This is a genomic window from Acidovorax sp. FHTAMBA (genome assembly GCF_038958875.1).
Classification (GTDB): Bacteria; Pseudomonadota; Gammaproteobacteria; order Burkholderiales; family Burkholderiaceae_C; genus Acidovorax.
This window is the reverse complement of sequence record NZ_CP152407.1, coordinates 759,085-774,765: the sequence shown is the minus strand read 5'-3', so window position 1 is coordinate 774,765 and position 15,681 is coordinate 759,085. Positions and strand designations below refer to the sequence as shown.

Below are 15,681 nucleotides of genomic sequence, written 5' to 3'. Positions count from 1 at the left end.
TGGGTAAATTGATTTAACTAAACAAAACTCTTAAATTTTAGTGCACATGGACAAAGAACGTGCAGGAATTCAGTCGGTGGAGGTGGGGTTTGCCCTGCTGGAAGGGCTGACGCGCTCGCGCGGGCCCTTGATGCTCAGGGATTTGGCGGCTTCGGCCGGCATGAGCGCGGCCAAGGCGCACCGGTATCTGGTGAGTTTTCAGCGCCTGGGCCTGGTCACGCAGGACCCCCGCACCGCGCGCTACGACCTGGGGCCCGCCGCGCTCAAGCTGGGGCTGGCCTCGCTGGCGCGACTGGACGCCGTGCGCCTTGCGCGCGAGCGCATGCCCGAGCTGATGGAGAGCATCGGCCACACGCTGGCGCTGGCCGTGTGGGGCAACCATGGCCCCACCATCGTGCACTGGGAGGAGTCGCCCCAGGCCGTCACCGCCAACCTGCGCCTGGGCGACGTGATGCCGCTGCTGTCGTCAGCCACCGGCCGCTGTTTTGCGGCTTTCATGTCGCCTGACGTGGTGGCCCCGCTGCTCAAGGAGGAACTGGCCCGCGCCGTGAAGATGCGCCGCACCGACCTGCCCGCCACCATGGCCGAGGTGCACGCGCTGCTGGACGAGGTGCGCAAACGGGGGGCCGCGCGGGTGGTGGATACCTTGCTGCCTGGCATCGTGGCGTTTTGCGCGCCGGTATTTGATTCAGACGGGCACCTGGAGCTGGGGATCACCACCCTCGGCTCGATTGCCACCTTCGACCCCGAATGGGGCGGCGCCATCGACGCCCCGCTGCGTGCGGCCGCCGCCCGGCTGTCCAGCGACCTGGGCGCGGGCAGCGCCTGACCACGCCCCTGGCACGCAGGCCGATGCCGCGCCGCGCCCTCCTGACCATCACCGCGCTGGTGCTGGCGCTGCACTGGCTGGTGCTGGGCGGCATCCCGCTGGCGTGGGACACCAGCCCGGCCCCCACCGCTGGCAAGGTGTTCAGCACCCGCAGCATCGCCCTGCCGCCGCCCCCCGCGGCACCGGTGGCCGCAGTTGCCGCTGTGGCTGCCGTGGCGCCTGCACCGGTTGCTGCCAAGCCGCGGCCCGCCCCGCGCCCCCGGCCACCCGCACGCCCCACGCCGCAGCAAACCGCCGCCGAGGCGCCCTCCCCTGCAGCGCCCGCTCTGCCCGAATCCCCGTCGGAGCCGGATGCTGCAGGCGCCAGCCCTGTGGAACGCGCGACGCATGACGGTGATGTCTCACCGGTGGCCCAGGCAGAGCCGGTGGCCACTGCGCCCGCGCCTGCCGCATCAGCGCCGGGCGCGCCCGCTTCGGTGCCCGAACCCGCAGAACCCGCCGCAGGGGTGGACATAGCCGCCCCGGGGGCTGGCGCGGGCACGCCCGCCAGCACAGCGCCCCCGCCGGTGCGGCTGCCCCCCTCCACCCGGCTGGCGTTTGACGTGAACGGGCAGGCCAAGAAATTTGCCTACAGCGCGCGCGCCGAGCTGCTGTGGCAGCACGACGGGAGCCGTTACGAGGCGCGGCAGGAGATCAGCGCGTTTCTGGTCGGCACCCGGGCCCAGCGCAGCGCGGGCGCCGTCACCGCGCAGGGGCTGCTGCCGGAGCGGTTCTCGGACCGGGCGCGCAGCGAGCAGGCGGCGCACTTCGACTACACCAAGGGCCGCGTCACCTTCAGTGCCAACACGCCAGAGGCCCCGGCCGCGCCGGGCGTGCAGGACCGCCTGAGCGTCTTCATCCAGCTGGGCGCCCTGCTCGCCGCCGATCCGGGCCGCTTCGTGCCCGGCACGCGGATCACGCTCAACACCGTGAGCGCACGCAGCGCCGACCGCTGGACCTTCACCATCGAAGGGCCCGAAACCCTCGAACTGCCCGTGGGCACCACACCCACCCTCAAGCTGCAGCGCCTGCCCCGCAAGGACTATGACCAGAAAGCCGAATTGTGGGTGGCCCCCGCGCTGGGCTACCTGCCGGTGCGCATCCGGCTGACCCAGGCCAATGGGGACTACGCCGACTTGCAGCTGCGCTCCAGCAGCCCGCCCTGACCACGCGCCCGCTTGCCATGCACGGGGTGTTGCGCCCAGACGCCATCCGGGCAAAAAAGCCCCGCGAACCCGGCGTGCCCCGTTTTTCATGAAATACTGCATCGCAGCAGGGGACAAAAGCCGTGGTTTACCTAAGAACCTGTTCAAAGTCTTTTTGGAGTTGCACAAGTACCTTACCGGGATGGGATGCAAGGCGCGGTGAGCCGCCAATAGCCCGGCTATTGGCAAGCGCCGCAACGCCGCAGACCGCCCGGCAAGGCACTTGCCCGAAGGGTTGGAGTGAAATCGGGCGATTGAACGCCCCGGCTGCTTGCATGGGCACGAGCCCATGCGGCGCATCCGAAGCTTCCACTCATCCCGATTGCACTCCAATGCAATCTCCAAAAAGACTTTGAACAGGTTCTAAGGCCCTTGAACTCTGCCCACCCGCTGTCATCTGACATCTATATCGACAAGGGGAACACGATGCACATGCTCTACGACTCAGAATCCTTCGTGGTGGTCCATATGCTGCCTGACGCCGTGGAGAAAAAGAGCACCCCGGTGCTCAACGACACCGCACCCGCCGCTCCCCAGCTTGCGCGCCATGGCTTTGAAATCGTGGACAAGCGCTCCGGCAAGGAGGTCTACCTGGACGGATCCTGGGCCGAGATGTTCCAGGAACAGATCCTGGCCTGGCAGCGCGACACGCCGACGCAGGAAGAAGTGGAAGATGCGCTGGACCGCTATGCCGGGCTGGCGCAGAACCCGGTCGTGGTGCATTAACAGCGACACCCCCCTGAGCCGCTTCGCGGCTTTCCCCCGCTCTTGCTACGCTGCGCTGCGCGGGCAGGGGGACGACGCCCTCGCTGCGGGGCGGCCCTTGCCAGGGTCCCTGGCGTTGGGGCGTGCCAGTTTTGCCGCGCGGCTCCTCTTCTCACACGCTTCAAGGTGCCTTTTTTTCGTCCCTTGGATAGATCCGCCGGTACAGCGGGTCCACCAGCATCAGCACCGCAATCAGCCGGCACACCTGGAACGCCGTGACCACCGGCACACCCAGCTGCAGCACCTTGGCGGTGATGGCCATCTCGGTGATGCCGCCCGGCGAGGTGCCCAGCAGCAACGTCACCCAGGGCAGCCCGGTGGCCCATGCCAGCGCCCCGGCAAACAGTGCGCACACCGCCATGAGCGCCAGGGTGCCCACGGCCACCGTGGCCAGCCAGCGGGGCGCGGTGCGCAGGAAATCCCTGCGAAAGCGCACGCCCAGGCTCACCCCGATCACGAGCTGGGCCGCATTGACCAGCCCCTGGGGCACCGCCGACAGGCTCAGGCCCGCCATGGTGAGGCCCATGGACACCAGCATCGCACCCATGAACCAGGGGTTGGCGCGGCCCAGCCGGTCCATCAGCAACGCCCCGGCACCGGTCAGTACCGCCATCAGCGCCAGCCCGGGCCCGTTCACCACCCGCAGCGTGGGCGGCAGGATATCGAGGCCGTGCAGTCCACTGAACTGCAGCGCAAACGGAATCGTCACCGTGACGATGAGCAGGCGCAGGCTGTGGCTGGCGGCGACCAGGTCGGTGCGGGCGTTCTCGCGCTCGGAGAGCAGCGTCATCTCCGACGCGGCACCAATGGCCCCCGCAAAGTAGCTGGTGGCGCGCAGCATGGGGGCGGGCACGCCGTGCATGCGCGGCGCGTGCACCCGGTACAGCCATGCCCCGAAAAGCCAGCCCAGGAACAGCGCCCACACGATGCCCAGCACAATGCCCCACCACAAGCCGCCAATCAGCACGACCACCTCCGGCGTGAAATACAGGCCGAGTGCTGCGCCGATGGTCCACTGCCCCGCGTTGCGCAACGGGCCCCAGCTTTCCGTGGGGCCGCCCACGATCGACACGACCGACGTGGCCAGCAGGGGCCCGATCATCCAGGGCAAAGGCGTGTGCAGCGCCTCACACAGTGCTGCGGCACCCCAGGCCAGCGCCAGGGTGGCCAGGGTGCGAATGACAAAGGACGGGCGAATACGGAACACGGCAAGGCAAGGCGAAGCTGGCAAGCCGCCGAGTATGGCGCGCGCGCCCTGCAGTGAAGCCCCCGCCGTGCTGCCCGGATGGCATGCCGGGCATCGCCGAACAGCAGGGTCAGCGGTACCGGGCAGTGGCTGAGAATTTCAAGCCAAATTGGCCTCTAGCGCTTATCAGCAAAGCGCCAACAGCTATCATTTTGATACCGACACAGCCCCACGCCGGGCGGCCATCTCCTGCCCCATGGCGGCGAGGGCCTGCGGGGCCAGCAGTGCGCCAGCAGTGGGGTAGGCCAGTCCCTCTTCGGCGGCAATGTGCGCGCCGTAACGCCCGGCAAACCGGTCGAGGGCGGCCTCGTCGTCAGCGCTGAAGGCGCAGGCAGCCCCGTCGGCAAGGGCCTGCAGGCACCCACGGGCCGCCGCCCAGTCGGTCGTCATCGCAACATGGTCTTGCTGCAGTTGCTGCACAAGGGCGCGAACATCGGGCGGTGCCTGGGCCAGAAGCAGCGGAAACACATGCAGCTCCTCGTCCTGGTGGTGCAGTGGCGCCGCAATGTCGAAGTACCGCAGCACATCGCGCGCGGCCTGCCGGGCGTCGTCATCGGCACCGTGCTCGCGCACGTGGGTGCGCAACCGGCCCAGCAGGCCCAGCGTGCGCTGGACGCGTTCATGGCAGGCTTCCAGCATGGCAAAGGGCTGCTCGAACCCCACGGCGGGCGCACTGAACCCCGGCACGTGCTTTGCTGATGCAGACACAGGCGCGGGCACGGGTACGGAAACCGAAGCAGGGATGGACGCCATGGCCCGATTCACCCAAACCGCACCGGTTGGCCCTGGCGGTCAAACGGAATGTAGGCGCCATGGGCGCCGGCCTTGATGGAATCCACCATGCGCTGCAGCGGTGCTTCGGCATCGGCGCTGGTGGGCGCCTTGTTCAGGGTGCCCGACATCGCAGCCGCAAACACCATGGCCCAGTCGTGGCCGGGCGCCGTGAACTGGCGCGCTTCCTCCACCAGCGCAGCGAAGGATGGCAGCTCCTGCGGCGTCTTGTCCACGCACATCAGCGGCACCAGCGCCCCGCCCTGCCCGGCTTCAAAGCGTGCGCGCTGCGCAGGGGTGGCGTCGTCGGGCAGTTCCACCGCTGCAAAAACAAACAGAAGGCGCTGGGGTTCTGGCTGCATGCGTGCGGCCTGGAGCAAATCGTCAAAGCTGGAAATATCCATGAACAAGTCTCGCAGTCGGGGAATAGGAGGAAAGCAGGAAAAAAAAGGAAATCAGAAACCAGGCACTACGCCGTGCTGGGCATCCAGCGTGCTGACATAGGCCTCAGCGGGCGGCCGCGCGCGCGCAGCCTTGCGTGAATGTACGGTGCCGATGCTGATGAAGCACAGCGCATGCTCTGACGGGGCGAGCCGGAACAGCGCACGCAGGCTGGCCGACTTGAGCGCCTTGCCGCTGGTCAATGCCGAACCATAGCCCTGGGCCGTGGCCATGAGCAGCATGTTCTGCACGGCGCAACCCGCGGAAACCGTGCGCTCTGCCAGGTCGATGTCGGCATCGCCACGCGCGGCATCGACCACGGCGAGCAGCAACACCGGAGCGCGGTAGGCCTTTTCGCGCGCCTGCTCGGCCTGCACGGTCGTAGCGCCAGGGTCGCGCTCCAGCAACGCCTGGGCAAACACCTCGGCCAGCGGCGGGCGCGAGGCTTGCGGAACCACGATGAAACGCCAGGGCAGGATCTGGCCGTGGTCGGGCGCATGGGCCGCCGCCCCCAGAATCTGGGCCAGCTCGGTGGTGCCCGGGCCCGGGGCGCCCAGGCGCTTGGGCAAGATGGTCTGGCGCGACTGGATCAACGCTGCCGCCATGCCCGCCACATCGTCAGCCACCGGCGGGCGTGCAGCCGGGGGCAGTGTTTTTGCAGCGGGGCTCAGAGGCCAGGGAATGACAGCCATTTCAGCTCCTGGAAAAGTCTTAGCCCGGGCGACCATCGGCCCGCAGGCAGCCATACCACCGGCCAAGGCGTGTACCCCAGACCCCCATGGTGCCAGCCCACAGCACCGCAGCCAACGGCAGGAGCCAGAGCGTGACAGCGCCGGGAACACCGGGCACCGTAGCGGCAATCCGCAGCACGGTGCACACCTGCAGCAGCCAGAACAGCGACCACGCAATGCGGTCGGCCACCAACGCGCGGCCGCTGTGGCCGCAGGAGACCCGCGTGACCATGGCCAGCATCAGCGAGGCCAGGCACCCCATGGTGAGCCCATGCAGCGCCCCCAGCGCCAGACCGCCCAGGCCCAGCCCCCAGGCCAGCCACTGCGCCGCGCCCCCGAGCAGAAAAGCAACCCCCAGCCACAGAAATCCGATGTGCAGCATGGCCAGCAACTTGTTCTTGAGGCTTTGCACCAGCCCCCACACCACGGCAAGCCAGATCAGGATACCCCCCACCGCCAGTTGCAGCGTGCCATGCAACAGCCCCCAGACAGGCCCCGCCCGGCTGGCGGAAACTCCCGCCCACTCCAGCCACGCGGCCAGCACCTGCATCAACGCTGCCGCCAGCATGAGCCACAGCACCCAGAACGGCCGCCAGGACTGCACCATGGGCATGGCGCTGGACGTGAAGAACGGGATCATGCGGTGCGCCACCGTCACATACACCACGACCACAAACCCCCAGAGCCCCGTGAACACCCAGACGCGCGCCAGCGCCCCCTGCCCGCCGACCAGGCTCAGCCACAAACCCGCCAGGCTGACGGACCCCAGCGCACACGCACAGGCAATCACACGCGCGTGCAGCTGGTCTTGCGCCCGGCTCAACCGCACAAGGCCCCAGAACCGCGCGCTCATCCACAACAGCCCCGCGCACGCCAGCGCGAGCCCGCCATAAGCCACCCACGCCTGCAGGTACGCGCCTGCGAGCCACAGCAGCCAGCCCAGCGCCTGCGCCAACAGCGGGTATTGCAGCGTCTGTACCGGCAAGGGCTGCACGCCCAGCCACTTGGGGCCTGCGGTGAACAGAAAGCCTGAAAAGAACAGCGGAATAAAACCAAACGCCATCACCGCGGAGTGCGCCAGCGTGGGCGACACCGCGGCCGACATCCCCAGCCATGCTGTAGAGCGATCGAGCTGCACCAGCGCCCACCACACGCCGGAAGCCACCAGCACCACCATCGCCAGCAAGAAGCCCAGCCGGTGGGGCGCCAGCATCACATAACGCCAGCGCCAGCGTTTGTCCATCTGCGCAAGCGCCTGCGCGGAGGGTTTGCCCGAAGCCGTGCGGATAGGGATGGAGGGCCGTGCCTGGGTCACCCACAGCTTCCCAGATGGCCGCACTGGGTGCAGTAGTCACACCCGTCCTTGCGTATCACGGCATGGGCTCCGCACTCGGTGCATTTTTTGCCCGCCATGGCCTGCGGCACCGCCAGGGGTGAGGGTGCGGGTTCATCCAGCGGCAGTTGCTGCTGCACCGGGTCGGACACACGGCGCGCCAGAATATTCTGGATGGCGAAGGCCATGGCCGCCACTTCGGAGTCGTGCCACATGGGCACCAGCGTGCCGTCGTCCTTGCGGTGTGTGCCCAGACGCACCGGGCCGCGGTCCCAGGCGACCTTGCGCATGTCCGACAGCGCCCGCTCCAGAAAGCCGCCCCGTGCCGCCAGAGACAGCATGCGCATGCTGGACGTGATCCACTGCTGCGACTCGCCGCTCTGGCCCACGGGCATGAAGAACTCGATGGCGCGGTCCACCGTACCGTTGCCCACGCCGGTGGGCACGGGCAGGAAGGACACGATGAGGTACAGGGTCTTGTGGCCTTCCTGCGTCCAGTATTCAAGCTTCTCTGCCACCGCCGAGAGGCCCCCTTGTGGGCGGCTTTCGATCACGGTGCGCATGGGGTCCACAGGCGGCGCGGCGGGCGCGGGCGCTGCCACGGCAGCAGGCGCTGGTGCAGCTTCTGCATGCGTTTCGAGTACCGAACCCAGAATGCTGTTGGGCCGGTAGGTGGCCAGGCCCTTGAGCTTGGCGCGCCAGGCCTGCAGATACAGGTCCTTGAACCCTTCGTACGGATAGTCGGCGGGAATGTTGACGGTTTTGGAAATGGCGGTGTCCACAAAGGGCTGCACGGCCTCCATCATGGCGATGTGGCCTTCGGCGGGCATGGCGAGGGCCGAGACGAAATAGTCCGGCAACACATTGACATCGCCGCCCAGCTCGCGGTACAGGCGCCAGGCGTGGTCTTCCACCGCGTATTCGGAGGTGCTGCCGTCGGACTCGCGCTTTTTGCGCTTGTACATCCACGAAAACGGTGGTTCGATGCCGTTGGAGGCGTTGTCGGCAAAGGCCAGGCTCACCGTGCCCGTGGGCGCGATGGACAGCAGGTGGCTGTTGCGGATGCCGTGCTGGTGGATGGCCGCCTTGAGCGACTCCGGCAGGCGGCTGGCGAAGGTGCCTTCGGCCAGATAGCCCCTGGCGTCGAACTTCGGGAACACGCCTTTCTCGCGCGCCAGGTCCACCGATGCGGCATAGGCCGCATCGCGCATGCACTCGGCAATGCGTGCCGCCATCGTGCGGCCCTCGGGCAGGTCGTAGCGCAGGCACAGCATGGCCAGCGTGTTGCCCATGCCGGTAAAACCCACGCCAATGCGCCGCTTGGCCATGGCCTCGTCGCGCTGCTGCGGCAAGGGCCAGTAGGTCACATCGAGCACGTTGTCGAGCGCGCGCACCTGCAGCGCCACGGCCTGGGTGAATGCGTCAAAGTCAAACGCGGCCACACCCCCAAAACCGAAGGGGTGGCGCACAAAGCGGGTGAGGATGATGGGCCCCAGGTCACAGCAGCCATACGACGGGAGTGGCTGCTCGCCACAGTTGTGGACCACCAGGCCATTGGCATCGAAGGCATGCACATCAGCCACGGTGACGTCGTACACATCCTCCATTCCCGCATCGACCAGCGCCTGCACAGTAGCGGTAAAGCGTTCGCGATTGAGCGCACGCTGGTATTGCGCCAGCCCTTCCTGCAGGCGCGCTGATTTCTCCGTGTCGCAAAAGCCGACACGCTCGGCAAACAACTCAAGGTTGTCACCACTGATGACCAGCTCATGCTGCGCCCGGGTGAGGTAGGACTGCATGCTGCCTTTGCCATTGGGCAAGTCGCGCGTTCCCGCAATGCGGCGGTTCCGGTATAGCGTGGACACAATCCCCATGCGCACAAGCATGCGTTGCACGGTTTGCAACAGCGCATCGTCGCTCTGCGACAAACGCACACTCACCCCTTTGTCCTGCGTACCCTGCACCGAGCCGTCGGCGTCGAACAACCCCGACAGCAGCCCCTGCGCAAAGGCAGAAGATTGCTTCTCCATGGTGGCCGTGATGATCTTGTGACCTGGCGCCATGCCCATCTCATGTGCGAGCTTCCACAGCGCCGCACTGGCCAGGCGAACCTCGCCACGCCCCGCCACAGGGCGCTGAAACCCTTTGAAATCCGCACGGTGCGGCAACGTGGCCGCCGCCGCGGTGGCGGCCCGCATGATGCCGTCCGCCCCGGTGGCGGCGAAAGCCATGGTGCCCTGCCCCACGGCTTTGAGTTCAGGGGCCCACACCGAAATCACGGCCTTGTCTGCCTTGAGCGTTCCGTCGCCAATCAACAGGCCGAGCAGGTAGCCCTCCTCCTGCGTTCCCGCACCGCCCCAGCCCGCAAAAGCCCGGTGGTCGTGAAGCAGCACCTCATCGCCAGGCTGTAGTTGAGCTGCTGGCGTCCATTCCACCTCAAGGCAATAACGGGTTTTGCGCGCCACGCGGCGCACACGGTGGTCTGCCGTCAGGCGCAGCGAGTGCCCATCGCGGGTTTGCAGCTCCAGCACAGGCTTGGTGCCCGTTTTGAAGAACCCCTGGCTTTCCACGCGGTAGGCACGCCCGTCCACCACGGCAGCAAACGGCTTGCCCACCAGGTCGGCCACTTGCGCCGGGCCCTCGGAGGTCATCACCCAGGTGTCGGCAGTGACGCAGGGGTTGGTCGCCGCAATGTCTTCGCAGTAATGCAGGTTGTTGTCTTCGTTGATGCGCCCCAAAAACAGGATGCCCGGCTCGGCAAAATCGTAGGCCGACTTCATGATCGTGTCCCACAACTCGCGCGCGGGCACGGTGGCATACACCCACAGGCCATCGGCGCGCTGGCGGGCTCCCTGGGCCAGCAGGGTGGCGCCGGGGCGGGCCTTGTGCACCAGCTCCCACGGTGCGTTGTTCTGAACGGCCTGGATGAACTCGTCCGACACACCCACCGACACGTTGAAGTTGTTCCAGCGGCCGGGCGTGCGCTTGGCAGTGATGAACTCGTGCACATCGGGATGGTCGATGCGCAGCACGCCCATCTGCGCGCCCCGGCGTGCGCCCGCGCTTTCCACGGTTGAGCAGGACTGGTCGAACACGTTCATGTAGCTGCACGGCCCCGAGGCCATGGAGGCTGTGGCCTTCACCTGCGCGCCCTTGGGACGGATGCGGGAGAAGTCGTAGCCCACGCCACCGCCACGACGCATGGTCTCGGCCGCCTCGCGCAGGGCTTCGTAGATGCCCGGAAAGCCCTCATCGTCCACGCCCTGGATGCAGTCGCCCACGGGCTGCACGAAGCAGTTGATGAGCGTGGCCTGGATATCGGTGCCCGCTGCGCTCATGATGCGGCCCGCACCGATGGCGCCGGCCTTGAGGTTGGCAAGGAACAGGACCTCGTATTTTTCTCGCAGCTCCGGCTTTTCGACCGAGGCCAGGGCCCGCGCCACGCGCTGGTACAGCTCGTCGGCCGTGGTTTCGCCGGGTTTGAGGTATTTCTCCCGCAGAACATCCAGGCTGATGGGCTGCAGGGGGGCGGTAGGTTTGAGGGGGGGCTGGGGTTCGCGTTTCATGGGGGCCGATGATTTGGGTTTCACGCCGGTGGGGTCTTGCGTTCCATCAAGCAGGGCGTATTCACCACGGACTACCGCGAAAAATACCCGGCAAGGTCAAAGCTCGTCCAGAAGTACCTGCCCGTCGTGCTCCACATACGGGTGGTAAGGACCGGTGCCGCTGTTGTCAGCCCGCGAGGCCGGCACGAAGCCGCCCGTCTTGACATCAAACACATGCACTTCTCCTTCTTCGATCACATAGTGCCAGCCGTGCAGGCTGATCTGACCCGACTGCACCCGGCTGCGCACCATGGGGTACTCCATCAGGCGCTCCAGCTGCAGCACCACGGCGCGCTGCTCGGTGCGCCGCAGCACCTCGGGCCCCACCTGCATGGGCAGCAGGGCTTCGCGCCCCAGGTCCAGCCATCGGTCCAGGTTGGGCGCCTCGGGCGAAACCTCACCATACATCGCCTTGATAGCCCCACAGTGACTGTGGCCGCACACGACGATGCGGCTGACGTGCAGGTTGAGCACCGCGAACTCGATGGCCGCCGTGGTGCCGTGGTGGCCGTGTGAGCCGTCGTAAGGCGGCACAAAGGCCCCCACGTTGCGCACCAGAAACAGCTCACCCGGGCCCGCGCCAGTCAGCAGGTAGGGCACCAGGCGCGAGTCGGAGCAGCCGATAAACAGGGTGGTGGGATGCTGCCCCTCATCCACCAGCGTCTTGAACTGCTCGCGGTACTGGGGAAACGCGTCGTCGTGAAAGCGGCGCAATCGGTCAAGCAATTCGTCGGGCATGGTGCGGTCAGTCGGCAGTGCAGTTACTGCACCAGGGGCGAATCGGCCGCATCCAGTGCAACGCCTTCCACCACGGCAGCGCCCGCCAGCAGCTGCAGGTACTGGCGCAAGGCATTCACCCACGTCTGCTGGCGCAGCGTGAGTGCGATAGCCTGGCGCACTTCCTCGAACGCGGGCTGCTGCCCCGGGTCGCGCGCTACCACCTCCACCACATGCAAGCCAAAACGGCTGTGCACCAGACGTGCCAGCACGCCGATCTCGGCACTGCCAAACACTTCGCGGGCAAACTCGGGCGCGCAGTCCCCACGGGTGAGCCAGCCCAGGTCTCCGCCCTGCTGGCCACTCGGGCAGTTGGACCACTGCGCCGCCGCCTCGGAGAACTTTGCCCCTCCATCGTCCGCACAGCGCAGCTCGATCAGCATGGCCTCGGCGCGCAGGCGCAGTTGTTTCACATCCACACCCGGCGTCACGGCAAAAAGCACATGGCGCAACTGAACACGCTCGCCCTGCGCATGCGCTGCAGGGTGAGCATCGTGGTATCGGCGACAAGCCTCTTCCGACGGCTCCGGAACCTGCAGTTCGCGGTCCAGCAGCTGCTCGATGGCATGGGACGCCTCGGCGCTGATTGCCCCTTGAACACCCGGAACATCATCCGCAGAAAGCAAACCCGCCTGCTGGGCGGCCTGGCGCAGCAGCTCGGTGCAGGCCCGCTGGCGCAGGGTTTCTTCATCGAGCAGCTCGTTGGCTGCATTGAGGGCGATGCCGTTGATGCGCGCTATCCCTGCCACAGCACCGCCGGGGCTCACGGCATCGAACTGCCGTGCAGCCATCGAGGGTGCCTGGCCCATCGTTGCCGCCAGTGCCTCATAGGCCGCTGTCTGCGTGGGGGTCAACGTGCTGGCCGGGGCTGCCGACGCACTGCTGTCTGTGGAGCTGCATCCGCAGCTCCCGGTTCCACATCCGCTCATGGGGTACTCCTTGCAATGATGGGGTTCAGGCGCGGCGGTCCTGCGACTGCATGTGGCCGGCCGGAAGGTTCATTCGGCGCGCACGCACCACCTGGTAAGGGCGCAGCAGGTATGCCAGGGTGCCGAAGCCGCTCCACACATGCACGAGTCGTGTGAACGGGAAGACCAGGAAGATCGTCATGCCCAGGAACATATGGGCCTTGAAGATCCAGCCGGCTTCTGCAAGCAACTCCACACCACCGCTGCGGAAGGTCACCACGCGCTGGGCCCACTCGGCCAGTTTCATCATCATGGAACCGTCCAGATGCTGGGCAGACAGTGGAATGGTGGCCAGGCCCAGCGCCAGTTGCAACCACAACAACACCAGGATCAGGATGTCGCTGGTCTTGGAGGTGGCGCGGATGCGCGGGTCCGACAGGCGGCGGTGCAGCAGGATGGACAGGCCGATTAAGGCCAGCACACCCGCGATACCGCCCGTCACCATGGCAATGATCTGCTTGGTGCCAGCGCTGATGAAGGCCTCGTACACGAAGTGTGGCGTGAGCATGCCAAAGGTATGCCCGAAGAACAGGTACAGCACGCCGATGTGGAACAGGTTGCTGCCCCAGCGCAGGCTGCCGGTGCGCAGCAGCTGCGACGAATCGCTCTTCCATGTGTACTGGTCGCGGTCAAACCGCACCCAGCTGCCAATGAAAAAGACGGCCAGGCAGATATAGGGATAAATGCCAAACAACAGGGTATCAAGCCAGGCGGTCATGCTGAGACTCCTTCTGGAGCCCGCTCGGTGCGGGCGTTACGAACAAAATGCACCGGTTGCGGCTGGTCGGGCCTGGACTGGCCCTGCGTGCTGCAACCACCAAACGCTTCGGGCTCGGCCCAGACCTCGTCCATGGGCGGCTCGGGGGTGAGCGCCACCGACTGCACACGCTGCCCGGCAACTTCGAGCACCGCAGCGATCACGCTGGCATAGGGGCTATTGCGCGCGACCAATGCGCTGAACAAGGCGTTCAGGATGTGGGCCATTTCGCCCAGAAACTCCCTGGCCACCTCGGGCGGCTGGGTGGATGCGAACTCCAGCACCACGGGCAGGTGGTCGGGCAGCTCTTCGGCCTCGAACTGCAGACCGGCTTTTTCATAGGTCTGCATCAGGTCAATGAGCGCCGGGCCCCGGTCGCGCGAGTCGCCGTGCACATGCTCGAACAGGTGCAGCGAGGTCTGGCGGCCGCGGTCGAAGTTGTCCACATAGCGGGCTTCGGCTTCCAGCGGGTCGAGTGCGGCCAGGTGCTCGCACACTGCCTTCAGCTCGTCCATCCGGTCTGCCGAGAGGGCCTGTTCGGTCTGCAAGGCGTCGATGAGCTGCGGCATCACGGTGCGCAGCTGCGCGTCGGGGTAACTCAGCAGGTAGCCCAGGGCGCGCAGGGTCAGGCGCACGGAGGTCGGGTTCTTCTTGAACATGGTGATTCCTTCCTGTGTGCAATCAGACCGTGGCCTTGATCGGGATTGTGCGGGGCTTCTTGCCGCCGAACATGCTGGTCTCGGTGGCGCCATCGGAGCAACCGTTGCCAAACGAGAAGCCACAACCGCCCCGGATGTCGAAAGCGTTTTCAGCATATTCGCGGTGGGCCGACGGGATCACGAAGCGATCTTCGTAATTGGCAATTGCCATCACGTGGTACATCTCTTCCACCTCCGCCATCGACAGGCCGGCCTGCTTGAGCACCGACAGGTTCTGGCGCTGCTCCACATGCTTGTCGCGCTGGTAGGTGCGCATGGCCAGCATGCGCTCCAGCGCCCGCACCACGGGCCCGGTGTCACCGGCGGTGAGCAGGTTGGCCAGGTACTGCACGGGGATGCGCAGCTGCGACACGTCCGGGATCTCGCCATTCACACCCACATGGCCGGCGTTGGCAGCCGCCGTGATGGGCGACAGCGGTGGCACATACCAGACCATGGGCAGCGTGCGGTATTCGGGGTGCAGGGGCAGGGCGACCTTCCAGTCCACGGCCATCTTGTAGACGGGGCTGTTACGGGCCGCTTCCATCCAGCTGTCCGGAATGCCGTCGATGCGCGCCTGCTTGATGACGTCGGGATCGTTGGGGTTCAGGAAGATATCGAGCTGGGCCTGGTACAGGTCGCGGTCGCGCTCCACGCTGGCGGCTTCCTGGATGCGGTCTGCGTCATACAGCAGCACGCCGAGATACCGGATACGCCCCACGCAGGTCTCGGAGCACACGGTGGGCTGGCCCGCCTCGATGCGGGGATAGCAGAAGATGCACTTCTCGGCCTTGCCCGACTGCCAGTTGTAGTAGATCTTCTTGTAGGGGCAGCCGCTGACGCACATGCGCCAGCCGCGGCACTTGTCCTGGTCGATCAGCACGATGCCGTCTTCCTCGCGCTTGTAGATCGAACCGCTGGGGCACGATGCCACGCACGCCGGGTTCAGGCAGTGCTCGCACAGGCGCGGCAGGTACATCATGAAGGTGTTTTCGAACTGGCCGTAGATGTCCTTTTGCACATCGTCGAAGTTCTTGTCCTTGCTGCGCTTGCTGAACTCGCCGCCCAGGATTTCCTCCCAGTTCGGGCCCCACTCGATCTTCTCCATGCGCTTGCCGGTGATCAGGCTGCGCGGGCGGGCCGTGGGGGCGGCCTTGCTTTCCGGAGCCGACTGCAGATGGTCGTAGTCGAACGTGAAGGGCTCGTAGTAGTCGTCGATCTGCGGCAGGTTGGGGTTGGCGAAGATGCGCATGAGCAGCTTCCACTTGCCGCCCTGGCGGGGGGCGATGGAGCCGTCGGGGTTGCGTACCCAGCCGCCGTTCCACTTGTCCTGGTTTTCCCATTCCTTGGGGTAGCCAATGCCGGGCTTGGTCTCCACGTTGTTGAACCAGGCATATTCCATCCCGGGACGGCTGGTCCAGACGTTCTTGCAGGTGACGGAACAGGTGTGGCAACCGATGCACTTGTCCAGGTTCAGCACCATGCCGATTTGTGCGCGAATTTTCATCGTTTTTCT

At 66.3% G+C, this 15,681-nt stretch carries 14 protein-coding genes; 3 read left to right on the top strand and 11 right to left on the bottom strand.

The genetic code is table 11. From position 1 onward, the window contains the following. Positions 1 to 46: 46 nt before the first annotated feature. The 3 genes from AAFF19_RS03600 (at position 47) to AAFF19_RS03590 (ending at position 2,799) form a co-directional block, all read left to right on the top strand. Positions 47 to 829: an IclR family transcriptional regulator gene (locus tag AAFF19_RS03600; protein ID WP_182119666.1), complete on the top strand. Its 783-nt coding sequence runs from the start codon at positions 47 to 49 to the stop codon at positions 827 to 829. Between the two features lie 23 nt (positions 830 to 852). Then, positions 853 to 2,034 (top strand): DUF3108 domain-containing protein, encoded by a 1,182-nt coding sequence (locus AAFF19_RS03595; protein WP_182119665.1) that lies wholly within the window; start codon positions 853 to 855, stop codon positions 2,032 to 2,034. A gap of 465 nt (positions 2,035 to 2,499) precedes the next feature. Beyond that, on the top strand, positions 2,500 to 2,799 hold the full coding sequence (locus tag AAFF19_RS03590) for a DUF3567 domain-containing protein (RefSeq protein ID WP_008903124.1): 300 nt from the start codon (positions 2,500 to 2,502) through the stop codon (positions 2,797 to 2,799). Positions 2,800 to 2,959: 160 nt separating this feature from the next. On the opposite strand, the gene AAFF19_RS03585 is transcribed toward AAFF19_RS03590, so the two are convergent. The 11 genes from AAFF19_RS03585 to narH all read right to left on the bottom strand — a co-directional run bounded on the left by AAFF19_RS03585 (position 2,960) and on the right by narH (position 15,672). After that, complete coding sequence (locus AAFF19_RS03585) at positions 2,960 to 4,045, bottom strand: AbrB family transcriptional regulator (protein ID WP_342721336.1); 1,086 nt, start codon at positions 4,043 to 4,045, stop codon at positions 2,960 to 2,962. A 186-nt stretch (positions 4,046 to 4,231) separates the two neighbouring features. Next, the gene (locus AAFF19_RS03580) at positions 4,232 to 4,723 is read right to left on the bottom strand and encodes a hemerythrin domain-containing protein (protein ID WP_342721826.1); all 492 of its coding nucleotides are present in this window, start codon (positions 4,721 to 4,723) and stop codon (positions 4,232 to 4,234) included. A gap of 122 nt (positions 4,724 to 4,845) precedes the next feature. Beyond that, positions 4,846 to 5,259 carry a ribonucleotide reductase subunit alpha gene (locus AAFF19_RS03575; RefSeq protein ID WP_342721335.1) on the bottom strand — a complete coding sequence of 138 codons (414 nt, stop codon included), beginning with the start codon at positions 5,257 to 5,259 and terminating at the stop codon, positions 4,846 to 4,848. A gap of 51 nt (positions 5,260 to 5,310) precedes the next feature. Then, positions 5,311 to 5,988 carry a nitroreductase gene (locus AAFF19_RS03570; RefSeq protein ID WP_342721334.1) on the bottom strand — a complete coding sequence of 226 codons (678 nt, stop codon included), beginning with the start codon at positions 5,986 to 5,988 and terminating at the stop codon, positions 5,311 to 5,313. A gap of 19 nt (positions 5,989 to 6,007) precedes the next feature. After that, entirely contained in the window at positions 6,008 to 7,342 is a 1,335-nt protein-coding gene (locus tag AAFF19_RS03565; RefSeq protein ID WP_342721333.1) for an NnrS family protein, read from the bottom strand. Continuing rightward, positions 7,339 to 10,926, bottom strand: a complete 3,588-nt coding sequence (locus AAFF19_RS03560) for an LAGLIDADG family homing endonuclease (RefSeq protein ID WP_342721332.1) — start codon at positions 10,924 to 10,926, stop codon at positions 7,339 to 7,341. Before AAFF19_RS03560 ends, AAFF19_RS03565 begins: the two co-directional genes overlap by 4 nt. A gap of 96 nt (positions 10,927 to 11,022) precedes the next feature. Beyond that, positions 11,023 to 11,703, bottom strand: a complete 681-nt coding sequence (locus AAFF19_RS03555) for a carbonic anhydrase (protein ID WP_008903131.1) — start codon at positions 11,701 to 11,703, stop codon at positions 11,023 to 11,025. 23 nt (positions 11,704 to 11,726) lie between these two features. Next, positions 11,727 to 12,533: a peptidylprolyl isomerase gene (locus AAFF19_RS03550; RefSeq protein ID WP_342721825.1), complete on the bottom strand. Its 807-nt coding sequence runs from the start codon at positions 12,531 to 12,533 to the stop codon at positions 11,727 to 11,729. Positions 12,534 to 12,696: 163 nt separating this feature from the next. Next, a complete protein-coding gene (gene narI / locus AAFF19_RS03545) occupies positions 12,697 to 13,428 on the bottom strand; it encodes a respiratory nitrate reductase subunit gamma (RefSeq protein WP_342721331.1) in 732 nt (243 codons plus the stop codon). Next, entirely contained in the window at positions 13,425 to 14,126 is a 702-nt protein-coding gene (gene narJ, locus AAFF19_RS03540) for a nitrate reductase molybdenum cofactor assembly chaperone (protein ID WP_342721330.1), read from the bottom strand. Before narJ ends, narI begins: the two co-directional genes overlap by 4 nt. A gap of 22 nt (positions 14,127 to 14,148) precedes the next feature. Continuing rightward, positions 14,149 to 15,672, bottom strand: coding sequence for a nitrate reductase subunit beta (gene narH / locus AAFF19_RS03535; protein WP_342721329.1), 1,524 nt, complete (start codon positions 15,670 to 15,672; stop codon positions 14,149 to 14,151). Between the last annotated feature and the right edge of the window lie 9 nt (positions 15,673 to 15,681).

Excerpts from the sequence above, each read along its gene's own strand:
- AAFF19_RS03600 (WP_182119666.1), top strand. The coding sequence starts at position 47 with ATGGACAAAGAACGTGCAGGAATTCAGTCGGTGGAGGTGGGGTTTGCC.
- AAFF19_RS03590 (WP_008903124.1), top strand. The coding sequence starts at position 2,500 with ATGCACATGCTCTACGACTCAGAATCCTTCGTGGTGGTCCATATGCTG.
- narI (WP_342721331.1), bottom strand. The coding sequence starts at position 13,428 with ATGACCGCCTGGCTTGATACCCTGTTGTTTGGCATTTATCCCTATATC.
- AAFF19_RS03550 (WP_342721825.1), bottom strand. The coding sequence starts at position 12,533 with ATGGCTGCACGGCAGTTCGATGCCGTGAGCCCCGGCGGTGCTGTGGCA.
- AAFF19_RS03595 (WP_182119665.1), top strand. The coding sequence starts at position 853 with ATGCCGCGCCGCGCCCTCCTGACCATCACCGCGCTGGTGCTGGCGCTG.
- AAFF19_RS03575 (WP_342721335.1), bottom strand. The coding sequence starts at position 5,259 with ATGGATATTTCCAGCTTTGACGATTTGCTCCAGGCCGCACGCATGCAG.
- AAFF19_RS03560 (WP_342721332.1), bottom strand. The coding sequence starts at position 10,926 with ATGAAACGCGAACCCCAGCCCCCCCTCAAACCTACCGCCCCCCTGCAG.
- narH (WP_342721329.1), bottom strand. The coding sequence starts at position 15,672 with ATGAAAATTCGCGCACAAATCGGCATGGTGCTGAACCTGGACAAGTGC.
- AAFF19_RS03570 (WP_342721334.1), bottom strand. The coding sequence starts at position 5,988 with ATGGCTGTCATTCCCTGGCCTCTGAGCCCCGCTGCAAAAACACTGCCC.
- AAFF19_RS03555 (WP_008903131.1), bottom strand. The coding sequence starts at position 11,703 with ATGCCCGACGAATTGCTTGACCGATTGCGCCGCTTTCACGACGACGCG.
- AAFF19_RS03580 (WP_342721826.1), bottom strand. The coding sequence starts at position 4,723 with ATGCTGGAAGCCTGCCATGAACGCGTCCAGCGCACGCTGGGCCTGCTG.
- narJ (WP_342721330.1), bottom strand. The coding sequence starts at position 14,126 with ATGTTCAAGAAGAACCCGACCTCCGTGCGCCTGACCCTGCGCGCCCTG.